Here is a 13,867-nt window from a genome sequence, read left to right as displayed (position 1 = left end):
AATTATCCCCTCCCCCCCTCATCGTTATATTGCGATAATAATATCCTGCATGTGGAACGGCCCTTTATTCATGCCTCTATAAGAATCTGCTGTCTTGCACTAACTCTATAAGCTGCTATTCAGCTTCATCAATCGGAATAAGACAACGGCAGCCTGTGCCCTGGATGATGGGAGTTCAGGATTGAATCTCCGCTGTTCGTCTCCACTCATTAACCCTAAGCTGGAAGCCGTTCGAACATAAATTCTAGCCCAATCACTGACAGCGCCTTCGTCCGAATACTTAACCTCTTGAGTACTTACCAGATCAGACAGCTTCAAATTAGTGTTATACAGATAGGCTTTGACGACAAGCACAGCCATCTGTTCTCTAGTAATCAGTGCCTCAGGAGCGAAGATTGACTCCTCTATTCCACTGACGATATTGGCCTGATATGCGGCATACACGTTGCTGCTGTACCAAGCATCACTTGCAACATCCTTGAATTTGTTAGCATGATCGGGTGCGGCAGGCAGTTCAAGGGCGCGTGCTAGTAAGGTTACGAACTGTGCTCTAGTTACGTTTTGCTCCGGTTGGAACAAATGATCCGTGATCCCATCAATGATTTGCTGATCAGCCATCTTCTCAATCTCGGCCTTCGCCCAATGGGTGCTTATGTCATCGAATGTCTTATTCGACTCCATGACCGCGTATTTGGAGAAATGCGATAGCTCCGCCGTAACCGTGTTATTAGAGTTAACCTTTCCTCCGATATACTCCCACTGTTGAGATTTCTCGTTAAAATAATAGACAGCTAATCTATCGGCATTCTTAACTTTCTGATTGTCGTAAGTGAACGTGGCACGAAGCGGCTTGTCGAACGTATCCACTATGTGTTCCCCGTTAGATAGTAAAAATTCATAAATAGGTGAGGCTAGCTCAGTACTTGCACCCTTCGAGGTCCCGGCTGAAGATCCTTCTGGATGCAGAGTTGTTCTCAGGTGAAAAGCTGTCTCCTCATCCTTACTCACAAATGCTCCTGGCGGTACTAGCAGCTGCACCCCCGTTGACCGAATCTCTAATGCTTTCTGCTTATTGGCAGCTTTCCGCAGGAGTGATCCCGATAGTTCAAGCGTCCATTGCATAGCTGCAGGATCCGCATTGGATTGGATAAGAACCACTTGTCCAGATGGGCTATCTATCTGTTTCATCAGTTCTTCAACATCAGGCGTAATCACTCCCCCATTCGGATCCTTGGGAGTTGGAGACGGGGTTGGAGCTGGCATCGGCGGTATAAAAATGCCACCGCCACCGCCACCGCTTCCACCCGTTAAGATCGTATAACTGTAAGCCGCATCTTCGCTGAATATATTATTCTTAAGCGCGTAAGTTAACAACACTGAACTCTTATTAATGTTTACGGAGCTTGTATATGGGTATGTTCGGCCATCGCTGCTTGAATTAATCAGAGTATAATAAATGTGTGAATTCGGTGTAGAACTCGATAATTGCACGTTCACACTTCCAGTGTAGGACCCGCTGCCTTGATCGGGCTGAGGCGGTGCCGGTCGTTTGTACCAGTAGCTCCAATTGGATTGTACCGCTTTCTCCGCTCCATTCCCATCATCATCCAGATAGAATCGGTAGCCATAGCTGTCATTCATCGAACCCGGCAAGGTAAGAGTAACAGAGCCTGATCCATATACAGACTCGATGACGGTGCCATTCATGCCAAGATCATCGGACGCCCATGAGAAGCGATATGGGGTATCCTCTACGACCCGTTGATTAAATAAGGTATACGTATGATTGCCGGCAGCGGGTTGGCCGAACGCATCCTTCTCACTCATCATCGCGATTACGGTATGATCAACAGATACTCGACTAAGATCAAGGGTGAGCTCAAGTCGAGCTTGTGTAAATGGATTCCTCCCATTGAGCAAACCGTGACCATAGAAATCGAAATTGCTGAGTGTATTGCTATTGTTGCGGCTTACATTGGAATAGCTCAGCTCCAGAGCAGGCATTGAGGTCGTGCTGTGTTCTATCAAAGATTTCAAATGATTCAACTGAATAGAAGGATCATTGGCAATCACCAATGCCGCGAGTGCAGCTACAAATGGCGTTGCTGCTGAAGTGCCTGAAAAATAGGTGTAACTATCATAACGGTCCGTTGTATCATAAACCGTCGTATAAATATTAACGCCTGGTGCGGCTACATCCACCTTGTACGTATTGGAGAAATCAGCGACCGTCAAGCTCATATCGGCTAGCTGCGCGATTGCTCCCACACTAATCACTTCTTCATACCTGGCAGGATAACTGGGCACATCTTCTGCGTAACGGATATTCCCGTTTTCTTGGGAGCCGAACTGCCCGGGTTCATCGCTCAGCCAATTGTTGCTGTCGTTTCCGGCTGCAGCAACCACAAGGATGTTGGCTGCCACGGCGTCCTGGATCACCTCGTGGAGGATTTGACTGTTTCCGTAAGAACCTAGACTCATATTAATGATTTGCGCATGATTAGTAATAGCATATTGGATTCCGGCAACTAGATCTGCGGTGTTACCAAAGCCACGATTATCCAATACTTTGATAGGCAATATCTTGGCTCCTGAAGCGACCCCGGAATAATCCGAGCCGCTATGGACCTTCGCTGCAATAATCCCGGCTACCATGGTGCCATGGCCATGATCATCGGCTGGATTAGCATCTTTGTTAACGAAATCATATCCAGATAATATCGAACCTGATAGTCCCGGATGGGAAGTGCTCACACCACTGTCGATTACAGCAACTACGACTTGATTTAACCTCTGCGCGGTTGTGAATTCAGCTGCATAAGTGAGCTGTGTTACGGTTTTTCCCCAATTTTGCATATACGTTGGATTCGTAAGGTTGAAATAGACGGACTGGTTTACAGTCTGTGAAGAAGACACACCTGCCGCCATTACTTTATATACCGGCTCGACCAGTTCTACATTCGGATCTAACTGGAGCTCTCGAATCTTATCTGCTACTTCAATGGTTGCTGGAAAAGAGAGTTTTTGAATACGAGGAGATAAGGACTGGATGCTGAAGCCATTCTTTGCAGTACGCGGTGTTTTGTATTTGACCAGCACCTCTCCAGGTATGATCTCACCGAATAAAGAATGGTTCGATGCGGCAACCGTGTCCGAGTGGGTCGTATTATCCGCTGCGAATGCGGATGGAACGCCAAATAGCGGTGTGTATCCTGATACGATCACCGCTAGAAGAAGTAAATAAACAATCGTTTTTCTCACAGTAGTCCCCCTAGTAAATGCAGATACTTTTCCTCTATCAGCATATACTAGATTGATTGGACTGTCATCCATTTTTACCCATTTACAACGTTATCTCTATTCCTTCAACGATCCTACCATAGAGTACTTGCATTCGTGCCTGGAACAAGCTCAGGGCGGACATAACTTCACGTAGGTTGTTATCTAGTGCGCTTGATTCGGGAGATTGTCACGCTCCAATAGGAGCTCATGGACATGCCCGACTGGACGAACGCGAACAAACAAGCGTGTCCATATTCAGATTGGAACGATAAGGACTCGAAGCAGCATTAATGTGCAGGTTGAAAACCCATGGCCGCAAGACCATGGGTTACACAAACGACACTTTTTATTGCGTGACCAACCAGGAGAAGTTGCCTGAGGTTCTATACTCCCAACCGTATTTGCGCCATGGAGATACACGGTATGCTGTCAGTCCTGACGCTGGTGCACTTGGTCTCGTCCAGTAATTGACCCCGATATCGAACGTAAAGTACAGATCGTTCGCCAGCTGCTTCAAAGCCAAATCCGGTGTGCCTTGGACAAGCGAGAAGTAATAGGACCAGGCTGCGATGGAGCCGACATCGATTGCGTGCTGGACATCCGTATTGGACCGCATGTCTTTTGTCCCATCCGCTTTTATCAAATAGTCGGGATACATTAAGGAACCAGAATAGGAAGAGTATTGATGGCTACTATCGGATCTTGAGGCGGCTTTCACCATAGTGCCTATTCGCTTGATGAAATTTGCCGTATCCGTATCTTCGGAAACTCCATACGCCCTTACCATCGCATCGACGAGCAGCGTTGACATCCACGGGGAGGCAAGGAAAGCGTTCCTCGAGCCTTCCGTATGCTGTTTGCCCGTATGGTACAATCCGCCGTCGATTCTATTTGCCGGCATCTGCCCGCCAGCTCCGTTCTGATGCCAGATGAAGTCGCCTACAATCTCCGTCACTTTGTTTTTGTATGCCACATCGCCCAATACCTCGTAAGCAACCACATTGGCCAACAGCTTGAAGCCTACATGCCGCTCCGTAAACATATTTAGCGTTGGTGTCCAGCGCGTGGCGACATTCTGATAAGCGTTGACGATCAACGGCATCTTGGTCAGCACACTATTGTCCCCGGTCAACCAGTAAGTATACGCCATGCTCTCGTTGTAGCTGTACTTGGGATCAAACGCATTGAGATCGAACGAGCCGTCCGGGCGAATATGATTTTTATAAAAATCGGTCGACCGAACCGCTTCACGAAGCGCTTTGAACGAACCGCTGCGCATATACAGCACGTACATCGCCGAGGAACGGTCGTATAGCCATGGCTCATAATCCGTCTTGTACGGATTCCGGTTGTTGGCGCTGACGCCGGGATCGTCTTCGTTAATGATCGAATAGAAGAAGTTTTTTGAGGAGTAGTCGTATTCGCTGTATCCGGGATAATGCTCTGTCGCAGCCATTACATTCGGATCGTCCCTTGTATCAGATATGCCGCTGACAAAAGGATCCATTCTTGCTTTCAGCATGCCTTTGGGTAAATGCTCAGGCGGAAGCACGGCGTATACGTTGGGCTCATAGACATTGTCGGAAGCGACAAACGTCCCAGTCGTCACTTGATGCCAGCCGTTGCGCGGTTCCTCGAATGTCGCCACATTCTGGCTTCTTAACGTTGATCCCCACTCCACTGTAATCGTCTCATAATTGGGATAGCTGACGGAGAATGTATTGTGGATCTGGATGCGGGCTACGCGAACAGACTGGCCGTCAATACCTGCAGCGGTTAAATGCCGCCAAGGCGTCTGTTGCTCTACGTAGGCAGGAATTTCAATACCATTCTTGAGCACTCTCAGCTTGTTCAGATTAGCCGCCGTTACGGAACCGCGCGGAAACGGAACGCCGAACGTCACCAGTTGGGACGTTCCGGTTGAAACATTTTCTGTCGGATGGAGCTTGATTTGGATGCTTCCAGACGTTTCGACCGGAGCAAAGAACGACTGGACAGCGGCGAAGGAATCGATCGGGTACAATGTCACACACAATACAATTGCAACTAATAGGCTGACAAGTTTGTTCATTCTTAACATTACAATCACCTCTCATCGTTTTTATAAAATATTCGCAGGTCTGCACATCAGGTCAACCTTGTCTTAGCATCCTCCTTTCTATTATTGGGCACTGCCTTTGTATAATACGGGACAACGCCTCGGCCTTCGCAGGCCAAGACGCTTCCCGGACTACCCGTAATTTCTCGTACACACCTCTCAGTTATCAATGTGTATTGCTGTCTCGACCGCCGAACTGCTCCATAATCCATGTGAAACTGGAGGTGGTCCGGTACTGCCAGTTGAGAGCATTGACGACATCTTGAACCGCCGCCTTATAGGCTGCTCCTCCTAACACCTCATACACAACGACGTTTGCCAGCAGCTTCAGCCAATGCCAATGGAAATAAGTAAAATGGACAACAATAGCGATATGCGTTTGATCACCTGGTTACCCTCCCATTAAAATAAGTCCATAATGTACGGAACACGGGTTGACAATAATCGTGTCCATCGGTTGATATCGTCCTGCCCCCCCTTAAGCCTATCGGCTTCGAGCAAGTGTATCGGCTTCTGGCAGCCGATCAGCATCGTCGACAAGGTTTGAATATTGCAGACGATACCTGTATCCACTGTACTTCCTGCATACCGCTCCAGCCTGTTGACGGTACATTCTCCATACCCGGTTCCCACCATTTCGTAAGTTGCGTTATTCCAGGCTGCATGTTCATCTTCAAGATGCAGTAAATACCGCTCACCGGCTTCAATGGAGTTCCAGGGATATTGCTTCAAGAACTGCTCAGCATCCACGATTCTCATCATATAGCTCGTATCGAGCTTCCGGCTGGCACTAGGATTATCCAGCCTATAAACAAATGGATCGTTGATCGGAGCTTTGAAGGTAACCCCTTTGATTGTGGAATCATGGTTCCGGATAAACTGCCACAAGCCCTTTTCGCTATCGCGATCAAGTGGGACAAGCTCATGAATACGCATGATTTTATCCTGAAACGTATACAGCATGTAGCCCCGTGGAATTTTGTCCCCATTGTAATAGACGGCGATATTGCCGGGTGTCCGCTTCAGCACATGCTGCCTTAGCCACTCCTCGCCTCGGATTAACATCCCGTTATACCTTTTGGCGTAAGCATCATAGATCATGCTCATTTCCTGCAAATCTCCAGCTTTCTTCCGTTCCACGGTTCCTTCGGAGCCATGCCAATAAGGAATTTGTGCCGTCTCGAGCGTATAAGACTGGTTTTGAGAGAAATACTCCCAGCCGAATTTTCTGTAAAAAGAGTACATAAACGGATTAAGCAGCGAAATCGTTTGCCCGCGATCCCTCATGACCTGCAGGCTATGCTTCATCAAATGCCCGATCATGCCCTGTCGGCGATACTCCGGATAATTGGCGACCTGCGCAATTCCGCCCATCTCGAACCTTTTCCCGTCAATATATACTTGCAAAGGAAGAATGGTAAGCATGGCGGCCAAGCAGCCATCGATAAAGTAGCCCCAAACCAACTCAGGCTTAAATTTGGCGCTTCTCTCCTCCAGCTGTTGATTCGTGAAGCTCACTGAGAAAGCGACCTGCGTCAAATCCAGAAAGGAATTGATTTCACTCTGTGTCAATTGTCTGATCATGGTTTTCTTCTTCCACCCATCCTTAACGATAATCGCTATTCTTTCACCGATCCAATCAAGACTCCTTTGACAAAATGCTTCTGCACAAAAGGATACACAACCAGAATCGGCACCACGGCCACAATAATCATGGCAAATTTAAGCTGCGTAATATACATGGATGCATCCACATCCAGAACGCCCTCCAACATTTCGTTGGAGCCTCGTACGACGATCTTCATCAAATAAAGCGACAGTGGCTGCAGATTCACATCCGGCAAGTAGAGAAGCGCCGGAAAATAGCTGTTCCAGTGGGAAACCGCATAAAACAGGGAAAGCACAGCGATTATCGGCTTCGAAAGGGGAAGTACGATTTTATACAAAATGCCGACATCATTCGCCCCATCGATCTTAGCTGATTCAAATAAATCCTCCGGGATGCCTTGTATGAATGTTCTCGCTATAATAATCAGAAATGCGCTGGCGGCTGTTGGGAGCAATATTGCCCAGGTCGTGTTATAGAGACCCAGATTTTTGATCAACAGGAAGCTCGGAATTAAACCTCCGCTGAAAAACATCGTCATAACGAACATCATCATAAGCGGCTTTCTCAGAAAGAAGCTTTTCCTTGCCAGCGGATACGCCGCGGTAATCGTAAAGAAAATATTGATCAGCGTTCCGAAGATGGTGTAATATAACGTGTTCCCATAAGAACGAAGTACATTCGGGTTCTCAAACACTCGCTTGTAGGCTTCCAGCGAGAACCCTTTCGGGAATAGCCAGACGGATTGATCGACCACATGCTTCGGATTGCTGATCGACATGCTTGCCACATATACGAACGGGTACAGCGTAACTACAATGACAATGCACATGCTCATAAAAATCAAGAGGTCCACAGCCCTCTCGCCAGGCGACTTGCGAAAAGTTAACATGCGGTTCCTCCTTACCATAAAGACGATTCGGTCGCTTTGCGGCTGATAGCGTTGGCGCTGACCAGTAGAATCAAATTGATGATATTGTTGAACAGCCCAATCGCTGCGGCAAAGCTGAATTCGGCGTTAATAATTCCTTTTCGGTACACATATGTGGAAATAATATCAGCTGTTTCGTAAGTAGTAGGGTTATATAACAGGATAACCTTCTCGAAGCCAACCTCCATCAGTTGCCCCACGTTCAGAATAAGCAGGATAATAATCGTCGGCATAATCCCGGGCAGCGTTATATGGCGAATCTTATGCCATCTCCTAGCCCCGTCCATCTCTGCCGCTTCATAGAGCTGTGGGTTGATGCCCGCTATAGCGGCCAGGTATATGATGGAGCCCCACCCGAACGACTGCCATATGCCGGATGATACGTATATGGATCGAAAATATCCTGGCTCATTAAGAAAAATAATAGGCTCCATTCCGAAGCGGGTCAGCAGCACATTCACGATGCCGTGCTCCGCTGTAAAGTTGACGATCATTCCCGCCATAACTACAACCGAAATAAAATGCGGCAAATAGCTGATTGTCTGCACGAATTTCTTGAACATCTTCTCTTTCAATTCGTTCAGCAGCAGAGCGAATATAATCGGAATCGGGAATCCCCACAGCAGTGAATACAAACTAAGCAGAAGCGTATTCCGGAGAAGTCTCCAGAAGTAAATGGAATTAAAAAACTGCTCAAAATATTGCAAGCCTACCCAAGGGCTCCCCCAAATTCCCTTCAAAGGCTGAAATTTCTTGAAGGCGATCACGACGCCATACATCGGCACGTAATGAAAAATCAAAAAATACAACACCGCGGGCAAAATAATGAGAAGTAAGTATTTGTCCCTCTTGATTTTTTTGACGAGCGTTTCGGTAATGGTCATTCACTCCTTCACCCAATTGGAAGAGGAACGGCATACTTGGCGGGGTATGCCGTTCTTGCTTCACTTATTTTCCGCTTTTAAACCGATCGTACTGCTTCTGCTTCACGCTCAGCACTTGATCGATCCCCATCGTTTTCAGCGTGGCCTTGAACTTATCCCAGTTGATAGGCTCTTGGCCGGTTATATATTTGGCCATCGTCTCGTCCACATAGGTGTTGATGTCTGTCATCAGCGAAGAAATCTGCTCTACTTCACTCATGGAAGGCATTGCGAACGGATTCGCGTCTGTTAGAAACGGCTCAACTTTCTTGGCCAGATCGGCAACAGGAGACACCTTGATTTGCGCTTGTGGCAGTTTGGATGTAAAACCTTTGTCATTCGTCAGCCACAAGGTAGTCGGCATCGCTCCCAGGCTTCGAAGCGCAATGTCCAGACTCAAGCCGTCCGGGTTCTTCATCGCCCAATCGGTGAGAACAGGCTCGCCGTTCACCATATTGTAGCTCTTTCCTTCTACACCGAAGGAGAGGATGCGGTTTCCTTCTTCGCTGGCGTAGATGTAATCGAGCCATTCCATAGCGACTTCGGGGTGCTTGGTGTCTTTGGAGATACCGTGCCAGCCGTCGAACGGACCGTACCGCTCGTAATGGCCTTTGTATCCCGATCCTTGAGGCGGGAGCGTCATCGTCCAGTTCACCGTGGTCAAGCCCGCTTCTTTCTGCAAGGCGTTATATCGGTTTACGTTATTTAAGGAACGTATGGAGGCACCGGCTACGTTCTTCGTCACTTTAGCCAGAATATCGGCTCTCGAATCGGTCATGAACGTTTTGTTGATCAGCCCCTCCGAATACAGCTTGTTCAGCCAGGTGATCAAATCTTTCATTCGGTTGTCCAGGAATTCATACTGCACTTTGCCCTTGTCGTCCGGGAAAAAGCCTGCGCTGAAGAACAAGTGCAATCCGAGCGCGCTTCCGAATTGATACAGACCTCTCAATGCGAAATTCGGCAAGAACACTTCATCCTTAATCCCGTTTCCGTTGGCATCCTTCTCCTGGAACGTCTTCAGCGCCGCATGCCAGTCGTCCAGCGTCTTAGGCTCCACCAGGTTGTACTTATCCAGCCAGTCTTTGCGAATGAACAGGCCGTACGGGTCCGTCTGGGCGTATCCTTTTACGATATTTGGAAGCGCATACATTTTGCCGTCAGATGCCTTCATCAAATTATGCAAATCCGGGTTTTCCTTCAGAAACTTGTTAATATTAGGGGCATGCTTCGTAATAAGATCGTCCAACGGCTTCAGAATCCCGCTACTGGCCAGCTTGACAGGGTCGCTGTCAGGCAAATAGAAAATATCGGGCAAATCTGTAGCCGCAGCCAGTTTCACCTGCATCGTTGTTTTATATTGGTCTGCAACCGCCACTTCCCATTTGATCTTCACTCCTGTCTTCTTCTCAATCTCCTGCCATACCGGAAGATTCTGCGTATAGCTTGCAGGTTCATACAAGTTGTCGTTTGAAGCATACCTCAATGTGACGGAACCGTCTTTGATTGGCAGCTTGCTTGCTAATGCTTCCCCTTTAACATCGGATGCTGCCTCTGGTTTCTCCTTGCTGCACCCCGCCAATACGGTTGTCAAAGCAATCGCATTACATAACAACAACACGGCCAGTTTTCTTCTCATCTGCGGCTTAACCTCCCTTTCCTTCTATTAATGGATGTGATGTCTTCCTTCGAATCAACTTCATAATACAGTAGATCGTTGCTCCGAATCCTGCAATTATTGCTCATCTATCTTCAAAATCAACAAATATTGCTCGATTTATTCGTGCTTTTTTTCGTCCTTCTTCGGCTAATTTTGTTACAATAGTAGTAATACAATTGGGGGTGGCTTCATGGCCCAGAATATGGATTTTGTCTGGAAATTCGATCATTTTTACGTTGAAAAAGTCAAAAAATACGGTCCCAAACAAATCCCTTACCACCATCATGACGCTTATGAAATGTACTATCTTGTTTCCGGGGAGCGCACTTTTTTCATAACAGGCACGAACTATCATGTGATGCAAGGTGATCTTGTTCTCATTGACCGGCACGATCTGCACCGTGCCGTGGACCGCAAGAGGCTGCAGCGGATCGGTTTCATCCTCTCCTTCAGGGAAGATTTTCTGGAACCGATGCTGGACGAAACCGGCAGGATCGAATTGCTGTCTGTTTTCAAAAAGAAAATCATTCGGTTCACCGCTGTTGAGCAAAGCAAAATCGAGCAGCTATTCAATAAAATCGTCAAAGAAACCGAGTCAAAAGGCCCTAAATACAAAATATACGTCCGCATGCTGCTCTGTGAGCTTTTCATTATTCTAGGACGCAAGTGCGATCAGAACGAAGAAGCAGATATGAGAAGAATGGAGCCGAGGGATCAGAAGATCGAGGAAATTACGAAATATATACATAGTTTCTACATGCAGAAGTTAACATTGGACCACATTGCGCAAATGTTCTTTATTAGCAAGTTTCACCTGAGCCGAATATTCAAGGAAGTGACCGGTTTCACACTTGTGGAATATATACGGAGCACGCGGATTCTTGAGGCGCAAAAGCTGTTGGAAAGCCGGGAATATAATATGGCTGGAATCGCCGAACGTACTGGATTCGATAGTCCTACTCACTTCGGCCGCGTGTTCAAAGAATGTACGGGCATTTCCCCGCTGCATTACCGCAAACAGTTTCAGTAAGTGATTCTTATGCTTGTTTCTTCCTGCGGAACGAACTCCGTTATCGCACCGATGATAGGACCTATTGTTATGTGAACCATAATGGCGGCCAGGATGAGCAGCAAACCAAACCGTTAAAGGCGGAACCTAAGGTTCCGCCTTTAACGGTTTGGTTAAGTAGCCTGGATTACTCCGTCATGCCTGACGCAGATCCCTATTTATTGACTAGCCGAAGGATACTTCAACCCTTTATACGATCGCGCAAACACGGGTCCGTCATATCCAGCGTAATCAACCGCTGTATCGCATAATGTTACCACACTTCCTCCACGCTCTTCGGAGAGCTTGGCGGCGATGGCGGCCATCTCCGCCTCCACAAGCTGCTTGTCCGCTGCGAATGCGGATGGAACGCCCAATAGCGGTGTGTATCCTATTTTTACCCATTTCCAACCTTTCTCTATTCCTTCAACGATCCTACCATAGCGCCTTTAACGAAATATTTTTGCAGAAACGGATAAACGATCAGAATTGGTAAGGTTGCGAAAAGTGTAATACCTGCCTTCAACATTTCGGGCGTAAGAACCATGGATAATTCTGTTGTTGCTGCCATCTGGTTGGCCTGGTCTTCCATAATAAGATTGCGAAGCAGCACTTGTAAAGGCAAAAGATCTTTATCCCGTATATAAATAAGTGCGGTGAAATAAGAATTCCATTGCCCTACAGAGTGAAACAACGCAATCGTTGCAATAACCGGAGCTGAGAGAGGAATCGCAATGCGCGCGAAAATCCCTAACTCGGAGCAGCCGTCAATTTTGGCCGCCTCGAACATTTCTGCCGAGATCCCTTGAAAAAAGGTTTTCATTATTATGACATTAAAAGCCGCGAGCGCCCCAGGGATGATAAGCACCCAGAGGGTATTGTCCATATTAAGAGCACGAATCAAGAGATAGTTCGGGATCAAGGGAGCGGAGAAGATGAATGTCAAGATGATCCCGCGCAGCACCCATTTGCGGCCTTTCATCCTGGGACGTGATAACGAATAGGAAATGGTTGAAGTGAATGCGAGCGCAACCAGTGTACCCACCACTGTAATTGTGACGCTCACACCCATCGCATTCCATATATTACCCATACCGAGGATTGTCTCATATACATCCAGATTGAAGCCTTTGGGCCAGAAAGTAACCAACTTGGCGCCTGCATATTTCGGTGAACTGAGCGAGACGGCTAGCAAATGGACGATAGGGGCAATCATAGTTAAACATAACACGATGAAGAATATTCCATTTATGATGGGAAATAACTGCAGTTTTCTTGTTTTTATCATTTGGCTCCCCCCTCTTGATGATAGGAATCGATTAGTAAATGCTTTCCCCAGTCGTTTTGCGGCTCAAGGAATTAAGTCCTACTACCAGAATCAAACCGACTAGAGATTTGAACATTCCAATTGCGGTTGTTAAGCTGAATTGTGAACTCAGCAAGCCTACACGATATACATACGTATCGATGACTTCCCCAACATCGCGAACGAGCGGGTTCAGCATGATCAGCACTTGCTCTACGTTACTATCTAGAACATGACCAACGCGCAGCAGGAACAGCACTACAATCGCAGGCATAAGAGAAGGCAATGTAATGTACCACATTTGTCGGAACCTGCCTGCTCCGTCAACCATAGCCGCCTCATATAGACTAGGGTTAATACCGGATAAGGCTGCCAAGTAAATGATCATCCCCCAACCCATTTCTTTCCAGATCCCCATACTGGTGATCATACTCCGGAAGAATGAAGGCTCGGTAAGATAGTCAGTTTTTGAGGAACTGAACCAGCCTAGAACCATATTAAGAAATCCATCTGTACCTAATATATTAATAAAAATACTTCCCACAATGACCCAAGACAAGAAGTGAGGTAAGTATAGTAAAGTCTGTACCCAACGTTTGAACCAATCACGGCCTATTTCGTTCAACAGCAACGCCAGAATGAGCGGCGCAGGAAACCCGAATATAAGAGAGTACAAGCTAAGCAGTAAAGTGTTGGACAAAATATTATAAAACTCTGCGTAAGTAAACATATTGGCGAAATGCTTGAATCCAACCCAAGGACTGCCCGTAAACCCGGAGAAAATGTTGAAGTCTTGAAAAGCAATTACATTCCCTAGCATCGGAACATATCGGAATAATAGGAAATGCAGGACCCCGGGAAGTGCTATCAACCACAATAGTAGTACATCATTTGATTTAATCTTTTCCAGCATGATTGATCCCCCCAATGTAGTTATGATCCGAACCGTTACAGCCTCCGCCTGATCCTAATAAGTCCAGCCAGGCAAAGGCCGTAAACGATCGCGATCAGTC

11 protein-coding genes are annotated in these 13,867 nt (G+C 47.0%); 1 reads left to right on the top strand and 10 read right to left on the bottom strand.

Going from position 1 to position 13,867, the window contains the following annotated elements:
- Positions 1 to 105 precede the first annotated feature (105 nt).
- From AC58QD_RS13810 to AC58QD_RS13780, 7 genes are all read right to left on the bottom strand, one after another.
- A complete protein-coding gene (locus AC58QD_RS13810) occupies positions 106 to 3,261 on the bottom strand; it encodes a S8 family serine peptidase (protein WP_497334100.1) in 3,156 nt (1,051 codons plus the stop codon).
- Between the two features lie 367 nt (positions 3,262 to 3,628).
- Positions 3,629 to 5,362 carry a hypothetical protein gene (locus tag AC58QD_RS13805; RefSeq protein WP_497334098.1) on the bottom strand — a complete coding sequence of 578 codons (1,734 nt, stop codon included), beginning with the start codon at positions 5,360 to 5,362 and terminating at the stop codon, positions 3,629 to 3,631.
- Positions 5,363 to 5,546: 184 nt separating this feature from the next.
- The gene (locus AC58QD_RS13800) at positions 5,547 to 5,687 is read right to left on the bottom strand and encodes a hypothetical protein (protein ID WP_497334096.1); all 141 of its coding nucleotides are present in this window, start codon (positions 5,685 to 5,687) and stop codon (positions 5,547 to 5,549) included.
- Between the two features lie 95 nt (positions 5,688 to 5,782).
- On the bottom strand, positions 5,783 to 6,964 hold the full coding sequence (locus AC58QD_RS13795) for a GNAT family N-acetyltransferase (protein WP_497334094.1): 1,182 nt from the start codon (positions 6,962 to 6,964) through the stop codon (positions 5,783 to 5,785).
- A 35-nt stretch (positions 6,965 to 6,999) separates the two neighbouring features.
- The gene (locus tag AC58QD_RS13790) at positions 7,000 to 7,878 is read right to left on the bottom strand and encodes a carbohydrate ABC transporter permease (protein WP_497334092.1); all 879 of its coding nucleotides are present in this window, start codon (positions 7,876 to 7,878) and stop codon (positions 7,000 to 7,002) included.
- Positions 7,879 to 7,889: 11 nt separating this feature from the next.
- The gene (locus AC58QD_RS13785; protein ID WP_497334090.1) at positions 7,890 to 8,801 is read right to left on the bottom strand and encodes an ABC transporter permease; all 912 of its coding nucleotides are present in this window, start codon (positions 8,799 to 8,801) and stop codon (positions 7,890 to 7,892) included.
- Positions 8,802 to 8,865: 64 nt separating this feature from the next.
- Positions 8,866 to 10,479: an extracellular solute-binding protein gene (locus tag AC58QD_RS13780; protein ID WP_497334088.1), complete on the bottom strand. Its 1,614-nt coding sequence runs from the start codon at positions 10,477 to 10,479 to the stop codon at positions 8,866 to 8,868.
- A gap of 211 nt (positions 10,480 to 10,690) precedes the next feature.
- On the opposite strand from AC58QD_RS13780, the gene AC58QD_RS13775 reads away from it, so the two are divergent.
- Complete coding sequence (locus AC58QD_RS13775) at positions 10,691 to 11,530, top strand: helix-turn-helix domain-containing protein (RefSeq protein ID WP_497334086.1); 840 nt, start codon at positions 10,691 to 10,693, stop codon at positions 11,528 to 11,530.
- A gap of 197 nt (positions 11,531 to 11,727) precedes the next feature.
- Here AC58QD_RS13775 and AC58QD_RS13770 read toward each other — a convergent pair whose 3' ends face one another.
- From AC58QD_RS13770 to AC58QD_RS13760, 3 genes are read right to left on the bottom strand one after another with little or no spacing between them, the layout of a single operon-like run.
- A complete protein-coding gene (locus AC58QD_RS13770) occupies positions 11,728 to 11,925 on the bottom strand; it encodes a hypothetical protein (protein ID WP_497334084.1) in 198 nt (65 codons plus the stop codon).
- 41 nt (positions 11,926 to 11,966) lie between these two features.
- Positions 11,967 to 12,836: a carbohydrate ABC transporter permease gene (locus tag AC58QD_RS13765; RefSeq protein ID WP_497334082.1), complete on the bottom strand. Its 870-nt coding sequence runs from the start codon at positions 12,834 to 12,836 to the stop codon at positions 11,967 to 11,969.
- Between the two features lie 31 nt (positions 12,837 to 12,867).
- Positions 12,868 to 13,767, bottom strand: coding sequence for an ABC transporter permease (locus AC58QD_RS13760; RefSeq protein ID WP_497334080.1), 900 nt, complete (start codon positions 13,765 to 13,767; stop codon positions 12,868 to 12,870).
- Positions 13,768 to 13,867: the final 100 nt, after the last annotated feature.

It is taken from the genome of Paenibacillus sp. J2R1T-4, from assembly GCF_059692235.1.
Note: the sequence above shows the minus strand (reverse complement) of the source record. Positions and strands in the feature narration are given on the sequence as shown.